We start from the raw sequence: 20,379 nt of genomic DNA on the forward strand, positions 1-20,379 counted from the left end.
TCCTGAACAGTGACGTTCGCATTCAAAGATTTACTCACCTTCGGAAGAATCACCCCTTTGAAAACTGCTGAGCTCGTACCTACGAAGTAGGCGATGACCAGCAAGACGATAAGAATAAGGAAGACCCAGCCTAATTTTCGGAGCCATCCACTGCGCTTTTTACCAGCAACAACTTCAGCCATAATTTAATTCCCTACTGACTTTCTGCCTATTTTTGACATCATTTCCATCAATCCCTGCAATGGGGAAAACTCTCACCCACTGCGGCGTTGGACTCATGAAACAATAACTTTGTTCAACCGATGAGCCCTGACCAAATGTAGATTGGAAGACCCTCACAGGCAATCATTGGTTACTAACAACCAGAACTCCTGAATGTGATTTCAGCATTCATTTAAAACACTTGATCTTTTCCAGTCGGTATCATTCTGACTCACTCCTGTCAGAAAATTCTTTTTAAACCTTCCGATACCTTCTAATGCCTTCCGATGGCTTCCGATACCGTCCGAACCAACTGAGGACGGAGAGGCGACCCACATCCAAACCTGATAACTTGTCGCTTTTGAATTTCATGTAAGTTCAAAAAATTATCTGCCGTTAACACTCGTTAACTCGTGTTAGCTCCGGTTAACTCGAGGTCGGAGCCTCGGGGAATTTCGAACTGACCAAATGTGATTCTCCATGACAGGCATGTTAAAAAGGGTCCATTGTCTTTCTTTCATGACCTTTATTTTAACCCGCAGACACTAACTGAGTCAATGATTATGATTCATGAATATCCAGACTAAAAGAGTAAAAGGAGGTTTGTTGGCAGTGTATATGCTTACTAATGCTTCCCAATTTCGCTTTTTCCTCGGCTCCTTGTAGTTGTGTTTTCTTCTCTCAACTGGCCAACAACTTTTCCGCCTCTTCCAACCACTCAACTTTGCAATCCTCTCCACTTCAGTGATATTCTTGCCGCATGCATAGGCCTCTCCAATCCCGTCGTTCGATGAAATGAAAGTCTCCATCGTCATACCAGCGTTTAATGAAGAAAAGCTGATCGGCGAAACATTGCGTCGTATTCAGGATGCCATCGTCGCTTTCAAGGAACGCCAATGGCAAACCGAAATTGTCGTCTGTGACAACAATTCGACTGACCGTACAGGAGAGCTGGCGCGACAAGCAGGAGCGAGTGTTGTTTTCGAACCAGTGAACCAAATTGGCCGCGCTCGCAATTCCGGCGCTCGCGCAGCTTCTGGCGATTGGCTCATATTTGTCGATGCCGATTCCCATCCGAGTCGCGAACTGTTTGCTGAAGTGGCGGACACCATCACGAGCGGCAAAGTGCTGGCTGGCGGATGTACCGTCAAACTCGATGGTGGCTCTTTCTGGGTACATCGAGTCGCCGGTTTATGGAACACTGCAAGCCGAACTTTGCACTTGTTGGCAGGATCTTTTATTTTTTGCGATGCGTCGGCGTTTCGTGAACTGGGTGGATTTGATGAAAAGCTTTACGCCAGCGAGGAAATCGAATTAACCAAAAGACTGAAACGTTTGGCCAAAGTGCGCGGAAAGAAAATCGTTATCCTCCATCGATATCCATTGATAACCTCCGCCCGCAAAATGCATCTTTATTCAAGAGGCGAGCACGTCCGTTTTCTTTTCAAAACCATCTTCAACTGGCGCGGCACCCTCACCAACCGCGATGCCTGCCACACCTGGTACGATGGCAGAAGATGAGGTCAGCGCCGTTCAGGATAATAAGACGCGGAGAAGTATTCCGGCGATGATCGCACAAAATATCAATCCACCAACAACCAGGTAAACAATTATCCTGCTTCGTCCTTTGATTTTTTCAGGTTGATTCATCGGCTTTGTTCAACACGGAGAACTTTATATCCACCATCGTACAAATGCACGTGTCTTTTCCCACCCCTGGGTTTGCGCACGCTGAAAGCCTGCGAGTATGAAAGCCCGGGGTCCAGCCCGACTTTGGGCGCAACCCCGGGTAAAACGTACAAATAGTATCCCCGCTTCGGCCTGCGATGTTAAATCGTTCAACGCGCGCAATCCGAAGCGGAACCCACCGGCGCAATCCGGGGCACGCCCCACGTTATTCCTGCCAATATTTTATTCACCTCACTCAACGGTCAAAAGGTGATATCCCTTCTCATCCACAGGCAGTTTTGCAACATCATTCAGCGAGAGCTTGCGAACAACATGATTGTTCGATTTAAGCTGAATCACACGAAGGTTGTACGGAGAACCATCACTGATCTTCACAATATCGAACAAATAAGTATCGCATCCGCGCTGCAGTTGCGGAACATCCACAATCACGCGTCCGTCAGCAGCAACTCGATACTCACTTTCGTTGGCTACGCTGATTGTGTAATGCAACGGCATCGCCGACTTCACACGAAACTTTTGTTGGGAAGCTTGGTTGTACGGACGAAGCACTTGAACACAGCCACAAAATAGCCCTGAACAAAGCACCAGGCTCGTGAGTAACATCCTGCGTGTGGGATTCGCAAAGCTGCGCTCGACTATAAAGGGCATAACCATATCCAGGTTTACAAAACTCTGAGATGATCTTGTCCCGGGACGAAATTCATTGCCAGAGCAAACAGAATCATGGAAAACCTTTGCCATGAGTTCCATGCGCCTGCTTTTCGGAATCCTGCTCTCGCTACTGACAGGTTTTGAAACTTCTCTCCTTGCTGATACAGCAAGCCAGGTAACGGGCAGTGAGCCATCCGCCGGTTGGGCCGAAGTGGAAATCACCCCACCGCTCGGCATTTATCTTGGCGGTCGCGGCGGCCCCATCACCAAGTCCACCAAGGTTCTCGATCCGCTCTACGCCCAGGTAACCTACCTCAAAGATGCCAAAGGCACCGGACTTGTCCTTGTTTCTCTCGATACGGTGGGCATTGCGCATGATCTCAGTGACCGGATTCGCACCGCCATCGTGCGCGAACTGGGGGTTGAATATAATTTGGTGGTCATCAACTGCTCCCATACCCACAGCGGACCATATATGATTCGCGATTTGATGGCTGCGGTTGAGCCAACACCACCTATTGAATCGGATTATTTCAAATCTCTTACCGACAAACTAATTCTCGCAACTCGTACCGCTAAAACCAATCTCTCTCCTGTGACGGTCGAGGTTTTTGAAGGCACATCCAAAGTCGGTATCAATCGCCGCGGCAAAAACAAGCAGGGTAAGATCGGAATCATTCCAAATCCCGACGGCCCCATGAACGAAAAGCTCTGGGTAATGAAACTCACACCCACGAATGGCAAAGCTCCGGCGCTGGTCTTTTCGTATTCATGTCATCCAGTGATTGTTTATGAGTACGCGGGTTCTGCAATCTCCGCCGACTTTCCAGGCGTCACTCGTAACACTCTGCGTGAGAAACTCGGGAAGGACCTGCACTGCCAATTCATTCAAGGCACCGCTGGCGACATGCGGCCCCGAATCCTGGCCGATTTGCAAAAAAAGCGATTCCGCGCTCCGAAGCCGGAAGATCTCCAACAAGCCGGTCACGATCTGGCTGATGATGTGATGGCCACCCTTAAGACCAGTGGAACCAAACTAAACCTGAATCTCGCCGGCACCATGGATCGTCCGTTCCTTCCGCGTGATAAACCTCCCGGAAAGGAAATTTATGAAGCGATGGCAAAAGAGGAAAAAAGCAAATATCGACAAGCCGTTGCTGCGTATTGGCTGCCCAGGTATGAATCAGGAGATGGCTTTTCTCGTGGTGATGCCTGGCCTCTCGGCTTGATCCGTCTCGCCGATAATCAATGGGTGGTTTACTCCGGCGGCGAGCCTTGCGCGGAGTGGGTTCCCAAAATCACACAATGGCTCGCTCCTCGCCATCTCGTAGTTTGGGGTTACAGCCAGGAATCGATCAGTTATTTGCCAACTGAAGAGATGTTGGCCGCAGGAGGTTACGAAGTGCACGAATCCAATCACACGCGCAGCACCACTCCGGCGGCCTTTGCCCCGGGAATCAATGAAGCTGCACGCCAAAGCCTGCTCCGTCAGGCGGCTTTCATCGAGGCTCCGGTGAAGTAACGTGTTTGACTCATTAAGAACAGGGGACGATAGTCGGACAGGAGATATTATGAACGAATTGGCACAAAAAGAATGCGTTCCCTGCAAAGGCGGCATGCCGCCGCTGAAGGGCTTCGAACTCAACAAGCTTGCCGATCAGTTGGGCAACGGCTGGCAGGTGATCCACGAGCATCATCTGGAGAAGGATTACAAATTCAAGAACTTCAAAGAGGCCCTGGCTTTCACCAACCGAGTGGGCGAACTCGCAGAGCAGGTTAATCACCATCCCGATATCTATCTCGCCTGGGGCGAGGTAAAACTGACGCTTTGGACCCATAAGATCGACGGCCTCACCGAAAGCGATTTCGTCTTTGCCGCGAAGGCGGACACCGTTCTCTGAACTGAGTGAAGTTTGGGAAGGTATTTTACAAAAGCCGATTCAAGCAACTTTTGAATGGGTTTCCTGAAACCATCATTCCTTCTCGTTAACCCCGTCGCTTCAGCGCGGGGGTGGGCGCTGTGCCGCTCTTCTGTAACCGTTTCCAACGGTTTCCACTCACCCATGCCAATCTCCGTCCGTACTCCAAATTACCCCGCGACCGCTTAAGGTCCGTAGGACCGGCACGTGTATAGTTACGCGCCTAAAAAGAATTCTCGCTTCGGCCTGCGATTTAAAACAATTCCACCCACTCACCCGAAGCGAAATCCACGAACGCAATATTGCGCACTCTATTCATTCCTCCGAAAATTTTACCCGCCTCACTTATTCCCCTTCTTCCAGACTCATCGGATTCTTCGCAAAGGCAAATTCGGACACCGTCTTTCCACCAATCAAGTGTTCTTGGATGATCCGCTCCAAGACCGGGGGCGTGCACGAGTGATACCAAACACCCTCGGGATAAACCACGGCAATCGGCCCCTTGATGCAAACTCGCAGACAATTCGCCTTGGTACGAAACACCAACGGCTTCGGACCCACAAGATTCAATTCCTTCAGCCGCTTCTTTAAAAACTCCCACGCTTCAATGCCGACACTTTGCGCGCAACACTTCGGATCCGTTTGGTCAGCGCACAGGAAGATGTGGTGCTTATACGATTCAAGGCCTAAAGTCTCGGCGGCAGATTTCAATTCGTTCGTCATGGCTTACAACAATGCTAGATTATTACTCGACTATCATGAATTCATCCTTCGCGTTGTTCGAGAAAATAATCTCTGGCGGCCAAACCGGTGCCGACCGTGCCGCACTCGATTTCGCCCTGGCTCATGGCATCCCACATGGCGGTTGGTGTCCAAGGGGTCGCCTTGCAGAAGACGGACCACTCGGTTCGCAATACCAGCTTACAGAAATTCCCTCCGCTGATTCCGCTCAACGCACCGAATGGAATGTCCGCGATTCCGACGCCACCGTGATTTTCAGTTTAAACTCCGAGCTCTCCGGCGGGACTCTGAAAACCTTGGAGTTCACGCAAAGCCACGGAAAACCACTTCTCCACATTCTCCGCTCGGAACCAAATCCTTCTCAAAGCCTGGCAAGCTTCATTCAACATCACAGAGCCAAGTCGCTCAACATCGCCGGCCCGCGTGAATCGGAAGAACCCGGCATCGGCATTTTTGTTCGGAACGCTCTGGAAAAGTTGTTCCTTCAGGGCAGGCCTGCTTAATTCCTTTTGAGACTCCGACTTACTTGTTATCGAACAAGTAAAGATCAACGATTTTGTTTGCGACGCTCGGCAATTCCGCGTCGTGCTCGTTGCTCAAAACAATCACCGTAAAATGCTGCTCAGGAAATCGGGAAATGATGGTGCGAAAGCCAATCGAATCTCCGGTGTGGTAGATGTGCTTCAGTCCACGATATTCAGAAAGAAACCATCCGAATCCATATCGGATTCCATTCTCATGCTCCGTTGATTTTCCGGGAGTATAAGCAGCTTCAAACGTCTTTTTTGAAACCAGCTTCAGATTGTATAGAGCCTGATCCCATTTGTAGAGATCGTTGACCGACGAGTAAATTCCGCCGTCGCCTAACACTGAGCTGGTTAGACTTTGGTCCGTGCGACGAAAGCCATCTTTCTCCGGTGAATAGCCGTACGCGCGATTCGAAACCGCGGAGATGCCTTGTTCATAAGCCAGGGTGTGGTCCATTCTCAAAGGCTTGAAAATGTTTTCACTGAGAAATGATGCGAAGGTCTGTCCGGAGACTCTTTCCACAATCAATGCCAGGAAAGCAAATCCAGTATTGCTGTATTTAAATTGCGAACCCGGTGAGAAATACGTCTTGTCTTGTTGCTTCAGCAGACGGAGCACATTGATATCCAGCACAGGAATCGTCGTCCCTGGAGGGATGATATCCTCGTAATCGATCAAGCCGGATGTGTGATTCAGCATGTGCCGAACCGTGATGGATTTCCCATATTCCGGAAACTCAGGAAAAAATTTGGTAATGGGATCATCGAAAGAAAGCTTTCCCTGATCGGCCAGAATCATAATGGCCATCGCGGTAAACTGTTTGCTCACGGATGCCAATCGATAATTGCTGTCGGGTGTGGCACAAACCTTTCCTTCCCCATCAGCCAGGCCATAAGATTTGGTAAAAACCTTTTTGCCATCAAGAATGACCATCACGCTCGCACCCGGCCCGTTCGTTCGGTCAAACTTCTTGAACAGGGTATCGATTGCTGTTGTGTGGTCTTTGATCTCCGCTGAGTTGGCAGTCGTTAATCCCATAAACGTCAAACTGAGCAGGAACAATAGTGAAGTTATTTTCATTGTCCAGAATAGGTATGCAATGGTTGATTCTGTATTCAACTGCCCGGCAAACCACGCCGCTTTATGCCTGTAACAATCATTCCGATTTCAATCAATGGCGGACCGGGCTTGCGCGAATCCAACCAACCGTTTAGATTGCATTTTCCACCGCGCCTAAAGAAAGGCTCGCGTTTGCAGACAGTGATGGTGACAAAAGCCTCATCCGTTCCTGCCGGTACTGGGTTAACCTCATTGGGAAATGAGAATCCAAGAATCACCATCAACCGATCAAATTCCTGTCTCGTAGCATCCACCTGAACGCTCTGTTTAAGCTCGCCACCGGAGCGGGTAATCACCTGCGCGGAGCCGGAGCGGGTGGATGCAAACAGGCTGAGGCGCACCTCAATGGAACTGCCATCTGCCAAATCCTCGGTCAAAGTGATCAACCATTCCGGCGCATCCTCACGGAAAAACTCGGAGGGTTGTTCTGGTTGCTCAGTCGGTTTTGAAAAGAGTCTTTTTAGAAAGCTCATAACTCAGGTGATTCGTTGTGACTTAATAATCGCAAAGCCTGACTACTTGAGCAACGCCAAACCCACAACTCCTACGACAGCTATAATCCCGCCCACGATGGAATGCCGACTCGGTCGTTCACCATCGATAATCCGTATTATCGGCATGGCAACCAGAGGAGTCGTTGCCACGATCGAAACCACGATAGCCGCCGGTGTGGTCTGAAACGCCCACTGGTAACAGCTCACCCCGAGCGTCTGGCCTGCCAGGCTGTTGGCCAGTATCCACGGTAGCACCCGACGCCACTTCTCCCAGGAAGGCAGGGTGTCAATTTCGTCAGACCGATTGATATGCAATTTGATTGACCGCCATTTCACCACCAGAAGACAAATACCCGCTACCAACAAACCACCAATGATCCGCTGAAACGCCGCCGTGCCGCCATCGATGAAATCCTCCTTGCTGTGAATCATGCCGTATGCCTTTCGGCTCAGCACCGCCCCGACGCCATCCCCCAGAGCTGCGAATACGCAAAACAAAACCCCGGGCACAAATTTCTCGCGCGAAAGTTTTAAGTGTCTGCCTGGAGCCAGTGAAACAACAATGCCAACCAAAATGATGCTTCCATAAAACACCTGCATTGGACGAAGCGTCGTGCCCAGCCAAAGCCATTCGATCAGTGCTGTCAAGGGGGGTGCCATGCACCGAGTCAAAAGGAGCGTCATTCCAGGACCAAGCCGTGGCAAAGCCTGGAAAAGAGCCACATCACCCATCCCGATTCCAATAATTCCACTCAGCAAAAAGATCGGAAAGGTTTCTCCCGACAAACCTTTGCCCATGGAAAATGCCCAGATCGATAGAAAGCACGTGGCAAAAGCCAGACGCCAAAAATTTGCTTCCGTTCCACCAATCAACTTTGCAGAACGACTACCACAAATGACTGAAATGGAAAAAAAGATGGTGGTTAAAAATGCGGGGAACATTTTAAAAGTCGGGCGTCGGCGGGTTAAAAAAATTCAGTCGCATGAAGCAATGCTCTCTTCATGCGACTGATGAAATTTCGATGGCCCGGTTAGACCATGTTAATGAGTTGCGGCGTGTTCAAAATGGTTGCGGCGGGGATCGGTGGCCGAAATGACCACACTCACGGATTTCTGATTGAAACCTTTGAAGCCGCCATGCCGTTGCAGGTTTTCGAGATGGCTGCCCAGCGCACCCTCATTCATGAACTTATCGAATTGCTCCTGAGTGATGAGTTTCGCAGAGAGCAGGTGTTCAGCTCGATCACGCGCCACCTTCCAACGTTCTCCTTCAGTGAAGGCCTGCCGGAGGAATTCAAAATTGGAAAATGGATTCATCGTTTTGATGCCATGTTCCTGCAATTGGTCGCGGAGCAAGTGGTAATCAAAGCGGGCTTCCAGATGGTGCATTCCGGCGCTAAGAAAACTTTCCCCATGCAAACCACACCACAGTCCCACCGTGCCCAACTTGGGAGCCGCTGGCAGGCGATGGCTGGCGAAATCGATCTGGGTTTCATCAGGCATCAAATCAACATCCGCAAAAACGGTGATGCCAACGATGGCTTGTTCAGAAATCTGCGCTCCCCAACCAGCTTCGGCTCCAGCATAATAGCGCTCACGCTTCTCGAAGCCCAACTTTAGCAAAATCTCCATCAAATCAACGAAATGCTGACGGGATGCTCGGAAGGTATGATGGTCATGATTGCCCCAGCCGAGACCCAATTGATCCTGGCGGAACTTTTGCACCCGGGCAGCGCGATTGCGCAATTCCCAGTAGGCACGCTCTTCTTCAAAGTAAATCTGACAGGTCTGATCACGACCGACGAGGGAGATGCTTTGATCCAACAAACGGTTGGCGAGCACGAAACCTTCGGCATCATTTGCAAAAAATCGACGACGGGTTTTCCACATCTCCTTCACCTTCAAAATGGCTTCCAATTCGCCAGCCTTATGCGGAGCGGGAACGAAACCTCGATAGGCGCGGCGTTCGACGGCTTCCAAGGTCGTGCCATTTTCTTCCGCAACGGTAGTCCGGCGAAAACGAGTCAATGGAGCGCCTTCAATCTCGCCTGCAAGGTTATGACGCGCCGCGAAATCCGTGACAAATTCGGGACGGAGCGCAATGACCGAAGGATTCTGCTTTTGGCCCGCACGCAGAACCACACGGGGCAGGGTGGCGCGAGGATGATGCAGCACCACATCTCCCTTGGCAGCTTCGGCTTCTTCGTCGCTGCTGAAGCCAACTGCACGCAACGTCTGTTCATCGGCGGGTGACAGAACCAGGTGATCAACCCATTCAAAAAAGTCGGTGCCTGTTTCGTCGCGCATGCGCTCAGCCAGGCGTTTTGCAAAGCTGTTCAGCGTCAGAAAACGGCCGATGTGCTCGTTGAGCAACTTTTCTGCATCATAAGCAAGCGGCCAATCGAACCGTGACGGGTCGTAAGGGGTGGAGTCGCGAAGCGGGTTTTTCGCTAGGCCGATAGTAGTTTCAGTGGCTGGGCTGGTCATAAAAATACTCTTGGTTTCTATATAATCTGAATCGGGAGTCGAATCAATTGTAATTCGGCAGAGTTTTTAAAAGAAAAAGGGCAACATCGTTGCCCTTTCGAACTGTTGTGGATGAGATCAGGAGCCAAATTGGATGCCTTGAGCCAGCGGCAATTGAGTCGAGTAATTGATGGTCACAGTTTGGCGGCGCATATAAGCCTTCCAACTGTCGCTGCCGCTTTCGCGACCACCGCCCGTGTCCTTGTCACCGCCGAAGGCGCCGCCGATTTCCGCGCCGCTGGTACCAATGTTCACATTGGCAATCCCGCAATCGCTGCCACAGCAGGTGAGGAATTGTTCAGCCTCGCGCATTTCATTGGTAAAGATGGCTGAACTAAGCCCCTGGGGAACGGCATTGTTCTGCGCAATGGCTTCGTCCAAATTATTGTAAGGTATCAGGTAAAGAATCGGTGCGAAGGTTTCTTCATGCACGATTTTGTAATCACCTTTGGCGGATGCAATGCACGGACGGACATAACGACCACCCGGGAATTGTGCGCCGCTGAGAAGCTCGCCTCCATAAAGCACTTTGCCGCCTTCGCGCTGGAGCTCCTTGATCGCGGTTTGCATCGCATCAACTGCCCTGGTGCTGATTAAAGGTCCCATGAGGACCCCGGACTCCAGCGGGTTTCCGATACGAACCTGTTTGTAGGCGGACACAAGCCGCTCCGTTAATTGCGGCAGGATGGATTCGTGTGCAAATACACGGCGCGTGGAAGTGCAGCGTTGACCGGCAGTGCCGACCGCACCGAACACAATGCCTCGAACCGCCAAATCCATGCTCGCACTTGGGGTGACAATAATGGCGTTGTTGCCACCAAGTTCCAGCAGGCTGCGGCCCAGGCGTTTGCTGACTACTTCGCCGACCTGGCGGCCCATGCGGGTCGAACCCGTTGCAGAGATAAGCGGCAGACGACGATCATTTGTCATTCGGTTGCCAACGGTTTCGGCATCGCCTGAGACGAGTGTGAAAATGGCGGGGTCGATATTGTTATCCCGGCAGACCTTCTCGGCGATTTTGGTGGTGGCAATCGCTGTCAGCGGAGTCTGGCCGGAGGGCTTCCAGATGACGGAGTTGCCGCAGACAGCAGCCAGTGCGCTATTCCACGACCAAACGGCGATTGGAAAGTTGAAAGAGGTGATGACTCCGACCACGCCCAACGGATGCCATTGCTCCATCATGCGATGCTGCGGACGTTCGGAAGCAATGGTGAGTCCATAAAGCTGGCGGGACAGGCCGACCGCGAAATCACAGATATCAATCATCTCCTGCACTTCGCCTTCACCTTCGGCTGTAATCTTACCTGCTTCCAGGGATACCAATTGGCCGAGATCTTTCTTGGCTGCACGGAGGGCATTGCCCAACTGACGGATGATTTCTCCGCGTCTGGGTGCAGGAACGTTGCGCCAGGATTCATAGGCTTTTACGGCAGCCTGAACCGATGTTTCATACTCTTCGGCTGTGGCCTGCTTCACCTTGCCCAGCACCTTGCCATCAATGGGCGAAATGCTGTTAATGACTTTGCCATTGCCGGTCCATTTGCCGTTAAACACACCGGGATTCACATCGCGGAGTCCCAGCCGCTTAAACAGGGCTGCGGGTGAGAAGGCGCTCTTTTTGCTCGAGGAAGTTGATTTAGCCATGGGTCAAAAGTTGCAAAAGTTTAAGTATTCAAACGACGGCATTCGCCATCCATAATCCGCAAGGCAGCTTCAATCGTATCCTCTTTTACGTCAAGGACCGGGCGGAGCCGAATCGAGCGGTCACCACAGCGAACGACCAGCAATCCGAGTTCATAAGAGCCTTTCCAAAAAGCATCGCGCATGGTGCCGTTGGGGAGATCGAAGGCAAGCATCAAGCCTCGACCACGCACGGCGCTGATCACCGGATGTTTGCGCGCCAGATTCTGCAACTCGCTTTGGAACAGTTCGCCCTTGAGGCGCGCGTTTTCCACGAGCTTCTCCTCTTCGATGATGCGGAGGAAATGTGTGGATCGAACGAAATCGGTAAAGTTGCCGCCCCAGGTCGAATTGATGCGGCTCGGCACGCGGAAAACATTTTCCTTCACTTCATCCAGGCGCGGTCCAGCCATGATGCCGCAAACCTGGGCTTTCTTGCCGAAGGACAGCAAATCAGGCATGACGCCGAAATGCTCGCAGCACCAGCCTTTGCCGGTTAATCCCATGCCGGTCTGAACTTCATCAAAAATCAGCAAAATATCATTCTCATCACAAATGCTGCGCAAAGTTTTGAACCATTCGGTGCGGAAATGATTGTCTCCACCTTCACCCTGAACGGGCTCAATAATAATGGCGGCAATATCCGGACCCTTTTGGGCGATGACTTCGCGAATCTGTTTCTCGGCAAGCTTTTCCTTCTCGGCCGCTGCCTGGGCACGCTGTGCTGCTGGCAGGGAGTAATCGATGTAAGGGGAGCTGATGCGCGGCCAGGGAAATTTGGCGAAGTACTGCACCTTCTTGGGGTCAGTATTCGTCAGGCTCATCGTGTAGCCAGTACGACCATGAAATGCTCTTTCGAAATGAATAATTTCAGTGCCGCGTTCGCCAAGGCCGGCTGCCAGGTTCTTGCGCACTTTCCAGTCCATCGCAGCTTTAAGGGCATTTTCCACCGCCAACGCACCGCCTTCGATAAAGAAGAATCGGTTCAGGGGTGGTAAAGGCATGACGCGGGCGAAGGTATCTACGAAGGTGGCGTACTGTACCGAATACATGTCGGCATTGGCCACCTTGATCTTCGCGGCTGCAAGCAGATCGGCCTCCACATCGGGCCGGCTGAGATAGGGATGGTTATAGCCAACGGGTGTGGAGGCATAAAAGCTGTACAGATCGACAATTTCCCTGCCGCTGGGGGCGTCCACGAGAATGGACCCACGGCTTTTCTCCAGATCTATGACGATCTTGAAGCCATCCACCAGGATATGTTTTTCGAGTTCAGCAATTACGTCGCGTGCTGCGATTGTCCCGCGGATTTTAGCCGCTGGCTTGCTGCCTGTTTCTTTTGAAGAAAACTTTTCGATCGTCGGCATATAAGTCTAAAGGAATATAGAACCTAACAGTAAGACTGGCTACGCTAATCAGAAGTCGTATGCGGATTCAAGCGAAATGGGGATTTGTCATATGGCACTTTTGTGCACTTCCAAATTTCATTTTCCAAGTGCAATATGGCCTGTTAGCGTTTCACCTCGATTATTTACATATGAACTTGAGAGCAATTCTGCTGGGTTTTCTATCGCTTTCTGCCAGTGCTGGGGTCATGGGCGCCGAGCTTAGGATCGGTATCATTGGATGCGACACTTCGCACGCCACGGCTTTTACGAAGATTTTCAATGATCCCACCGATAAAAATCATGTCGAGGGCGCCAAAGTGGTCGTCTTTTATAAAGGCGGCAGCGCTGACATTAAAGATAGTGCCGACCGTGTTGAAAAAATTGCCGGGGACTTGCGCGAGAAATATGGCGTGAAGGAAATGACATCCGTGGACGACTTATGCAAAGAGGTGGATGTGGTTTTGTTGGAGAGCCTGGATGGACGGCCCAAACTGGAGCAGGTGCGTCCTGTGCTCAAAGCTCATAAACCAGTCTTCATCGACAAACCGATTGCGAGTTCGCTCAAGGAGGTCCTGGAAATCAACAGGTTGGCGAAGGAGAGCAAAACACCCTGGTTCAGTTCCTCCGCCTATCGCTTTTACAATAGCATGGTTGAATTAAAAGGCACCAACGTCGGAACAATCATGGGAGCCATTTCATACGGGCCTTGCGAACTGGAGGAGCATCATCCTGATTTCTTTTGGTATGGCATTCACCCGACCGAGGCTCTCTTTACCGTGATGGGGCCGGATTGTGTGAGTGTCGTTCGAACATCGACACCAGATACGGATGTAGCAACAGGCGTGTGGGCTGGTGGCAGGGTGGGAACCTTTCGAGGAGCTCGGAATTCGTCTGTTGCTTCGGTCCATAAAGTAACTGTATTTGGGAGCAAGGCGGTGGTTGAGCAAGCGAAGGGAACTGATGATTACGCCCCGTTGGTGCGGCAGATCATGAACTTTTTCCAGACTGGTATTGCTCCAGTCCCGAATGAAGAGACGATTGCCATTTATGCCTTCATGGAAGCTGCTGATGAAAGCAAGCGGCAAGGCGGCAAATCGGTGAAGATTGCCGACGTCATCAGCAGGAATGGTGGACTTTGATCCGGCCTGGTCTGGATTATTATTTCCCCGGTTGAGCCGCCAGTAGCTCTGTAATTAGTCCGCTCTTTTCAGGAATGAGCGTGATACGGGCTTCGCCCGCAATAATTTTCTGGGTTTCGAGGATTTCAAACAGGGCTGCGGCAACTTCCGGATCCTGTGAAAGCTTTTGCAACGCCTGCCCGACAATTTGCGGCCGCATGGCGCCTGCTTTCGCAAAGGCAATGGCTGCCTGGCGCTCCGCAGTGCTGGTGATGATGCTCACCTGGTTGGCCCCGTCCTGTTTGATTGCAGAGGTGACCTGCCGCAACCGATTTACCACTTTTTCCTCGATCTGTTTAATCATGCCGGTGTCGCGGAAGTGAACCTTGCGAATGTAAACTGACCCGAGTTTGTAACCCCATTCGTGGGATTGCGGGGAAACTTCGGTGCGAACGGTCTGGCTCATGGAATGACGGTTCTCCAACATGTCCGCCAATTTCATGTTGCTCAGGCACCGGACAGTCGAGTTGCTCACGTTGGCGGCGAGTGAACCGCGAGGGTCGGCATTCTTATAGAGATACGAAACCGGGTCACTAATGAACATTTCATACCAGATTCCAATTCCCATCGGCGCCCCTTCTTCGGAGTTCACCGGTTGGCTGCGGAGATATTCCTGATCCAGTCGCAGGTCGATTACAAATCGATGCCCAACCCAATTGATGATTGGTGCGCGCCAGCCAAGTTTGAACAACAGAATGTGCAGGCCAGGCTCATCAATGGTGGTCACCACTTTTCCGAACAGCATATACACATGGCACCGCCGCTCCTCCACGATGGTGTATAAGCCGAATATTCTTAAGACGCCAAGCAGGATGGGCACTATGATAAAACAGGCCACGAACGTGATGGCGGCAGCCATTAAAAGGTGAATCATTTTTTTACCTCCAGAAATACTTGTTGTGCCTGGTTGAAAAGGGTGAGCCGTACATTTCGCACGTAGGAGGGCAGGGCTTCCTTCCCGCTCCGCTTCAACTCGGTGAGTTGGTTCGCGAGCGAGTTCAATGGCTCCACTTCGGCCTGGGCCTTGAGAGTTTCGATTTCCACCGCGCGCTTCGATTGTTCAATGCGCTGGTCAGCAGCAGCCTGGGCCAAACTTATATCCGAAGAGACGAGATTGTGGGCGGTGTTAATCGCGGCCAGGGCGGATTCCACCTCGGGCGGCGGATCAATGCCGGTAATTAAGGAAGCATCCAGGACGATGCCATATCGAGCGGAGGAGGAACGACATTCGCTGTCCATGCGTTCATTCAAGTCACGTAAGTTCTTGCGCAGATCATTGATGGAGATTCCGGAAGTGCTGACAACTTCGTCGGCCGGGTTGGAAGATGATGCCGGCGCTTCAAAGTTGGCAATCCGTTCACGCAGCACCGAAACGAAGTAACCCATGACGTGAGCAATCGGATTTTTTACTGCAAACAAGTAGGCATAGAGGTTCCGTTCAGCGATGCGGTAACGAATCTGTCCTGTGAGCCCGGTATTTAACTGATCCTTGGTTACGGCTTCCAGAATGGTCCCGCTCACATTCGCGGAGCGGTTTTCCGGATCGAAAGCCATGTTCAGGGTCTGTGTGGAGACAGTCACCTTATAAACTTTTTCCCAGGGCCATTTCCAATATGGGCCACCGGGTGGAATTACCCGAACTTGAGGGTAATTGTATCGTTCCTTTTCTTCGGCATCGAGAGGTTCGGAGATGGGATCATCCAGAGTCGTCGCATTGGGAACTCGTTCGGCACGTCCGAAGCCGGTTTTTACTGCTCGTTCATTTTGGTCTACGGTATAAAACCCTCCCGCAACATAACGTATGGCAAACCATGCAACGAACCCAATTAGACAGCCTAGGATGATGGTCATATAGTATTTAGGTTTGTTCTTTAGTAATGGACCAACCCTGCCAAGCCAAGTGGAAACGGACCTCGGGATTGTAATGGAGAGTAAACCTGATAGCTGGTGGGAGAGTTCTTAACCCTTTAATAATCAGGCAGCAGGATGCGTTATGGAGCAGTAGTATTAACCATTGCATTTTCCATATGCAGGTTTATGATTACAGTGTTTGTTAGATAACTTGTCGATTTCAAGGCTAGGAAAATCTTCAGTTGAACGAGTATTCAGTGATGATTTGAAACCCGGCGGTCGGGAACGGTCTGGAAAGAAACGGTCAGTCTAAGGAAAAGTAAATCATCATGAGTACTAAACTCTACGTGGGAAATCTCCCATTTACTGCAACTGAAAATGAATTGCAGGATATGTTTGCCCAACACGGTCCGGTGACCAGTGTTGATTTGATCATGGACAAATTCAGCGGCCGTCCTCGCGGTTTCGGATTCGTTACCATGGAAACCCAGGAAGGCGCCCAGGCTGCTGTCCAGGCGTTGAATGGAACTGATTTTGGTGGTCGCCCGCTAACGGTTAACGAAGCCCGTCCTCGTGAAGAACGCGGCGGTGGTGGTGGTGGAGGCGGTTACCGCGGTGGTGGCGGAGGCGGAGGCGGTGGTGGATATCGCGGCGGCGGCGGTGGTGGTGGACGCGGCGGAGACCGCGGTTCTCGTCGCGAATACCGCGGCTAATTGTTAGAACCCCATTTTCATGGTGTGGGATTCATCGGAGTTCCACACCTTTTTTGTTTCTTTTCAAAGACTGCCCTTTGACGTCTGAAACAAGTTTTTAAATCCCGGCAGTTCGTGAAGGAAAGTAATGGAAGATCATATTGAAGTAGAAGGTAGAATCCTGGCCGTTTTGGCGGGAACGATGTTTAAAGTCGAACTCGATAACAAGCATCAGGTGCTCGCGCACATTTCCGGCAAAATGCGCAAGCGCTTTATCCGTCTGACAGTGGGTGACCGCGTGAAGATGGAAATGTCCCCCTACGATTTGGACAAGGCCCGCATCGTGTATCGCCTGCAGTAAAGAGTTGGACAGTCAGGGCTTGATCTCGACCCAAAAGGGAGAAGCCCAGGCGCGGTTGCCGTCAGCTTGTTGCAACCGCACATAAAAAATATGGGATCCGGTGAGGGTCCCATCTGGTTCGAAGGAAAATGTTCCTTCTGCCGCATTCCCTGGAAGACTTTTCTTAAGGTCTCCATCCACCAGTAAATCCACACTGGAAATTGGGGCTGTTCCTTTCACTTCGACTTTGATCGGTGACATTGAGTTGGTGCTGAAACTTTCTCCCATCCAATGTTCACCAGCAAAAACCTTCAGTTTGATATGCGCCGTGGCTCCAAACGTGCGCCTTGCCTGCATCGCCCGAAAAATGCTCTCGCGCGTTGGTTTCTCGGCCCAAACACAGGCGAAGCTGGCATCAGTGGAAAGATGATCGCTGCTGGCAATAATGCCGAACTTATGGCCGCGTAAGAGACCTTCCTTCGCATCCTTCTCTTTGGCATCATTGCGAAAACCCTGATAAATTTCCATTAGGGGCCGATGCACATCGTCTTTGTAGTTCCACAAAATGCGGTTAAAAGGCTGGTGTGCAATCGTGAAGGTATTTGTATCCAACTCGGTCCAGAACTGAGTGAGCGGATAGGTGTGTGGACGCAGCATATCGTCACGCAGCGAAATGACGTTATGATCCGTGTCCACCCGGCTGCGTTCATAAGAATAAAAAGGGACGAAACGATCGATGAGTTGGTGCCGATTCACTTCCTTCCGACTGCGCCACCAGATCAAGCTAAGCGGGTTTCCCATGGCCAGGTCATGCGTGTGATCGGTGATGCCGAGAAAGTCGAGTGGTGCCGCATCAATGGCATAGCGATAAGCGTCGTCAATCGAGCCATCGCTCGGGGCAAAGCAGAGCGAAATGTCCGTGTGACGGTGAAGGTCGCCAGTGAAGAGTTCGTAGCCCTTGCCAGCGAGTTCAGTCGAGGGACGGATATGTTTGGCTGGTTTGGAATGTGGTGATGAAGCCTGTTCGATTTTGACAGAGGACACTGGAATCGCTGAGGTGCCTGCTTCCAAATGAATGTTCGCAATCGCAACACCGTGGGGTTTCTCTGATTTCCGACGATCGGTGCGCCCGGTCGTCCACACAGTTGCGATGCCATCCTGACCGGGAACTGCCGAAAAACGTTGTAAGCTGTCACCTTGCCCCACCTCGAACGAATAGAGTTTTGACCAGTTGTCACCTGTGAGACACCTTGCGTAGAGCAGCGAGCTATCCTGTTTGTGATGCTCTGGAACGATGCCGATCCAGGGAGTGTAAAAGTGGCGATAGGTAATCCAGAGACGGCCCTTGGGATCGATTGTCAGTTGACCTCCTTCATAGAAAGCCCCGGTGTATCTGAATCCTGCACGCGCTTCAGGTCGTTTGGCGGCGGCTTCCAGGGAGGGCATGGGAATTTCAATAGTCCGAATAACCGCCAGCGATTTGGAATCCAGTTCCGCCAGACGCAAGCGGCGAAAGCGATGGAGTGGGCCGAGTTGATCGGTAATCAGGGTGGAATCTTTTTCGCCTGGCGTGCGGGCACGATAAGCCTTGCCCCAATTTTCTCCATCCTCCTCCCATAAAGCCCAAAGCCGCCCGGAAGGTTCGGCCGCAATCTGAGCATGCGCCTGGAAGGCAGGGCCGTCGGCTACAGTGACAATCCTGCCAATTTCATTGCCATGCAGAGTGCGTGCCAGCACGTTGTAACTCTCGCCATCGTAACTATCCCAAACGATGTGGACATCGCCGGACTTGGTGATCGTGAGGGCAGGGGCCCAATCGCCTAGAGGTGAGTCGCTGATGCGTATCGGCTCTTGTTGATCATGGGAAGTCACATGCCGTGCGAAAATATCGAATTGACCATCATGATCACCCTGCCAGACAAACCACAAACCTTCCTTCGCATCAGCGACAACGCGATGGTTGATGTCGGCGCCTGCACCGGGACTGACGCGGATGGGAGCGGCGAACGATCCATCCTTCTTGAGTTGTTGAACGAAAACATCCCAATCTCCATCCCTGGCAGCTTCGTACGAAACCCAAAGTTCGCCTTTGGCATCGATGACTGGAGTGGGATTGGCAAAATCACCAGGTTCGGTGTTGAGGCGGATTTTTTGTGACCAGCTGCCATCAGGTTTGCGGCAACCAACCCAAAGGACATCGCCCTTTCCCGGTTGAAGTTCCAGCCATGCCAACCACAACCCATCAGGAGTTGAGGCAACCCCGGCATCGTAAAATAATTCATTCTCCAGCATGGTGGCTGGAATCTTTTGATCCGCGGGATCGTAAAGAAAAAATGGTTCCTGCAATTTTTGAGCACGAAGGCTCAGGGCAATGAGCAGGAAGAAGCAGAAGAGAAATCCGCGTTTCATCATGGTTGGTGAGCTAGACGAAACGCCGTTTGTAAAGGTTACTTCAGCTTTAAGAAGTTCTTCAGGATGGTGCGACCCTGATCCGTCAAAATGCTCTCCGGATGAAACTGCACGCCCCAGATGGGATATTCCTTATGACGCACGCCCATGATTTCGCCTTCGTCGGTTTCAGCAGTAATTTCCAGGCAATCTGGAATGGTATCGCGCTTGATCACGAGTGAATGATAGCGGGTGGCTGCAAAGGGATTCGGCATGTCCTGGAAGAGATACTTGCCATCATGCGAAATCGGCGAGGTTTTGCCGTGCATCATGCGATAATTCACAACGACTTCAGCGCCGAAGGTATGGCCGATGCATTGATGGCCGAGACAGACACCAAAGAGCGGTAGCTTGGGGCCGAAGGTGCGGATGATTTCGTTGGACAAACCCGATTCGCGCGGCGAGCAGGGACCGGGCGAAATCATGATGCGTTCAGGGTTCAGGTCCTTGATCTGGTCAAGCGTGATCTGGTCATTGCGATGGACCTGCAGGTCCACCTTCATTTCGCCCAGATATTGCACCAGGTTGTAAGTAAACGAATCGTAATTGTCGATAACGAGAACCATAAACAGACAATCAGCCTACACTACGCTGGAGGATTTGGAAACCGTAAAGGTCAGACTTCAAAAACTTTCAAAAACTTCTTTCCATCCCCGTTAACATTCTGTATCCCATCACCCGAAGAATTTCCGTGTGCGGCCCTTACGCTCGCGTCTTTGTTTACCCCGTCCCCGGCTAGCTCATCACCAACTATTACAACACCATCGCATCCCGCGTGAACCCGCCCGGAAACTTCACGGCGGCCAGCTTCCTCACACCCAACGGTCCGTCAGACGACTGCAATCCCACCGGCCCCGTTGATCTAACCAACGTCATCTCGACGCCAACTCCCAGCAACGGCACCACTGTGGGCCTCACCATTCCATCCGAA

General features: G+C 51.5%; 22 protein-coding genes. 8 read left to right on the forward strand and 14 right to left on the reverse strand.

Annotated elements, in window-relative coordinates; all coding sequences use genetic code 11:
* A partial coding sequence (locus tag CFLAV_RS19465; protein WP_007416524.1) for a hypothetical protein occupies positions 1 to 182 on the reverse strand: 182 nt, incomplete at its 3' end.
* A gap of 814 nt (positions 183 to 996) precedes the next feature.
* On the opposite strand from CFLAV_RS19465, the gene CFLAV_RS19475 reads away from it, so the two are divergent.
* Positions 997 to 1,722 carry a glycosyltransferase gene (locus CFLAV_RS19475; RefSeq protein WP_007416525.1) on the forward strand — a complete coding sequence of 242 codons (726 nt, stop codon included), beginning with the start codon at positions 997 to 999 and terminating at the stop codon, positions 1,720 to 1,722.
* A 399-nt stretch (positions 1,723 to 2,121) separates the two neighbouring features.
* Here the strand turns inward: CFLAV_RS19475 and CFLAV_RS19480 are convergent, their stop codons facing one another.
* Complete coding sequence (locus CFLAV_RS19480; RefSeq protein WP_150107504.1) at positions 2,122 to 2,541, reverse strand: hypothetical protein; 420 nt, start codon at positions 2,539 to 2,541, stop codon at positions 2,122 to 2,124.
* Between the two features lie 91 nt (positions 2,542 to 2,632).
* Here CFLAV_RS19480 and CFLAV_RS19485 point away from each other — a divergent pair, with 91 nt between their 5' ends.
* Both CFLAV_RS19485 and CFLAV_RS19490 read left to right on the forward strand, forming a co-directional pair.
* The gene (locus CFLAV_RS19485; protein ID WP_007416527.1) at positions 2,633 to 4,066 is read left to right on the forward strand and encodes a hypothetical protein; all 1,434 of its coding nucleotides are present in this window, start codon (positions 2,633 to 2,635) and stop codon (positions 4,064 to 4,066) included.
* A 49-nt stretch (positions 4,067 to 4,115) separates the two neighbouring features.
* On the forward strand, positions 4,116 to 4,445 hold the full coding sequence (locus tag CFLAV_RS19490; RefSeq protein WP_007416528.1) for a 4a-hydroxytetrahydrobiopterin dehydratase: 330 nt from the start codon (positions 4,116 to 4,118) through the stop codon (positions 4,443 to 4,445).
* A 363-nt stretch (positions 4,446 to 4,808) separates the two neighbouring features.
* On the opposite strand, the gene CFLAV_RS19495 is transcribed toward CFLAV_RS19490, so the two are convergent.
* Complete coding sequence (locus CFLAV_RS19495; RefSeq protein ID WP_007416530.1) at positions 4,809 to 5,186, reverse strand: (2Fe-2S) ferredoxin domain-containing protein; 378 nt, start codon at positions 5,184 to 5,186, stop codon at positions 4,809 to 4,811.
* A 35-nt stretch (positions 5,187 to 5,221) separates the two neighbouring features.
* Between CFLAV_RS19495 and CFLAV_RS19500 the strand changes: the two genes are divergently transcribed.
* Entirely contained in the window at positions 5,222 to 5,707 is a 486-nt protein-coding gene (locus CFLAV_RS19500) for a putative molybdenum carrier protein (RefSeq protein WP_040549516.1), read from the forward strand.
* Positions 5,708 to 5,726: 19 nt separating this feature from the next.
* Here CFLAV_RS19500 and CFLAV_RS19505 read toward each other — a convergent pair whose 3' ends face one another.
* The 3 genes from CFLAV_RS19505 to CFLAV_RS19515 are packed head-to-tail and all read right to left on the reverse strand — an operon-like array spanning position 5,727 to position 8,242.
* Positions 5,727 to 6,812: a serine hydrolase domain-containing protein gene (locus tag CFLAV_RS19505; RefSeq protein WP_007416532.1), complete on the reverse strand. Its 1,086-nt coding sequence runs from the start codon at positions 6,810 to 6,812 to the stop codon at positions 5,727 to 5,729.
* 35 nt (positions 6,813 to 6,847) lie between these two features.
* The gene (locus CFLAV_RS19510; protein ID WP_007416533.1) at positions 6,848 to 7,324 is read right to left on the reverse strand and encodes a hypothetical protein; all 477 of its coding nucleotides are present in this window, start codon (positions 7,322 to 7,324) and stop codon (positions 6,848 to 6,850) included.
* Between the two features lie 42 nt (positions 7,325 to 7,366).
* Entirely contained in the window at positions 7,367 to 8,242 is an 876-nt protein-coding gene (locus CFLAV_RS19515; protein WP_491066586.1) for a DMT family transporter, read from the reverse strand.
* Here CFLAV_RS19515 and CFLAV_RS36565 point away from each other — a divergent pair.
* Positions 8,142 to 8,357 carry a hypothetical protein gene (locus tag CFLAV_RS36565; RefSeq protein ID WP_237712428.1) on the forward strand — a complete coding sequence of 72 codons (216 nt, stop codon included), beginning with the start codon at positions 8,142 to 8,144 and terminating at the stop codon, positions 8,355 to 8,357. The genes CFLAV_RS19515 and CFLAV_RS36565 overlap by 101 nt on opposite strands.
* A 29-nt stretch (positions 8,358 to 8,386) precedes the next feature.
* Here the strand turns inward: CFLAV_RS36565 and CFLAV_RS19520 are convergent, their stop codons facing one another.
* The 3 genes from CFLAV_RS19520 to lat form a co-directional block, all read right to left on the reverse strand.
* Entirely contained in the window at positions 8,387 to 9,832 is a 1,446-nt protein-coding gene (locus CFLAV_RS19520) for a hypothetical protein (protein ID WP_007416535.1), read from the reverse strand.
* Positions 9,833 to 9,949: 117 nt separating this feature from the next.
* Positions 9,950 to 11,515: an L-piperidine-6-carboxylate dehydrogenase gene (amaB, locus tag CFLAV_RS19525; protein WP_007416536.1), complete on the reverse strand. Its 1,566-nt coding sequence runs from the start codon at positions 11,513 to 11,515 to the stop codon at positions 9,950 to 9,952.
* A 20-nt stretch (positions 11,516 to 11,535) separates the two neighbouring features.
* Complete coding sequence (gene lat, locus CFLAV_RS19530) at positions 11,536 to 12,918, reverse strand: L-lysine 6-transaminase (RefSeq protein WP_007416537.1); 1,383 nt, start codon at positions 12,916 to 12,918, stop codon at positions 11,536 to 11,538.
* A gap of 170 nt (positions 12,919 to 13,088) precedes the next feature.
* Between lat and CFLAV_RS19535 the strand changes: the two genes are divergently transcribed.
* Positions 13,089 to 14,078, forward strand: coding sequence for a Gfo/Idh/MocA family protein (locus CFLAV_RS19535; RefSeq protein WP_040549521.1), 990 nt, complete (start codon positions 13,089 to 13,091; stop codon positions 14,076 to 14,078).
* Positions 14,079 to 14,097: 19 nt separating this feature from the next.
* Here CFLAV_RS19535 and CFLAV_RS19540 read toward each other — a convergent pair whose 3' ends face one another.
* The gene (locus CFLAV_RS19540; protein ID WP_007416539.1) at positions 14,098 to 14,991 is read right to left on the reverse strand and encodes an SPFH domain-containing protein; all 894 of its coding nucleotides are present in this window, start codon (positions 14,989 to 14,991) and stop codon (positions 14,098 to 14,100) included.
* Complete coding sequence (locus tag CFLAV_RS19545; protein WP_007416540.1) at positions 14,988 to 15,968, reverse strand: SPFH domain-containing protein; 981 nt, start codon at positions 15,966 to 15,968, stop codon at positions 14,988 to 14,990. Before CFLAV_RS19545 ends, CFLAV_RS19540 begins: the two co-directional genes overlap by 4 nt.
* 329 nt (positions 15,969 to 16,297) lie before the next feature.
* Between CFLAV_RS19545 and CFLAV_RS19550 the strand changes: the two genes are divergently transcribed.
* Complete coding sequence (locus CFLAV_RS19550; protein WP_007416541.1) at positions 16,298 to 16,681, forward strand: RNA recognition motif domain-containing protein; 384 nt, start codon at positions 16,298 to 16,300, stop codon at positions 16,679 to 16,681.
* A 127-nt stretch (positions 16,682 to 16,808) separates the two neighbouring features.
* A complete protein-coding gene (gene infA / locus CFLAV_RS19555) occupies positions 16,809 to 17,021 on the forward strand; it encodes a translation initiation factor IF-1 (protein WP_007416542.1) in 213 nt (70 codons plus the stop codon).
* A 12-nt stretch (positions 17,022 to 17,033) separates the two neighbouring features.
* On the opposite strand, the gene CFLAV_RS19560 is transcribed toward infA, so the two are convergent.
* The 3 genes from CFLAV_RS19560 to CFLAV_RS35615 form a co-directional block, all read right to left on the reverse strand.
* Positions 17,034 to 19,412 carry a DUF3604 domain-containing protein gene (locus CFLAV_RS19560; RefSeq protein WP_007416543.1) on the reverse strand — a complete coding sequence of 793 codons (2,379 nt, stop codon included), beginning with the start codon at positions 19,410 to 19,412 and terminating at the stop codon, positions 17,034 to 17,036.
* 35 nt (positions 19,413 to 19,447) lie between these two features.
* Positions 19,448 to 20,014, reverse strand: coding sequence for an anthranilate synthase component II (locus CFLAV_RS19565; RefSeq protein WP_007416544.1), 567 nt, complete (start codon positions 20,012 to 20,014; stop codon positions 19,448 to 19,450).
* A 187-nt stretch (positions 20,015 to 20,201) separates the two neighbouring features.
* Positions 20,202 to 20,369, reverse strand: coding sequence for a hypothetical protein (locus tag CFLAV_RS35615; protein WP_007416545.1), 168 nt, complete (start codon positions 20,367 to 20,369; stop codon positions 20,202 to 20,204).
* Positions 20,370 to 20,379 lie beyond the last annotated feature (10 nt).

The organism is Pedosphaera parvula Ellin514 (genome assembly GCF_000172555.1).
Lineage (GTDB): Bacteria > Verrucomicrobiota > Verrucomicrobiia > Limisphaerales > Pedosphaeraceae > Pedosphaera.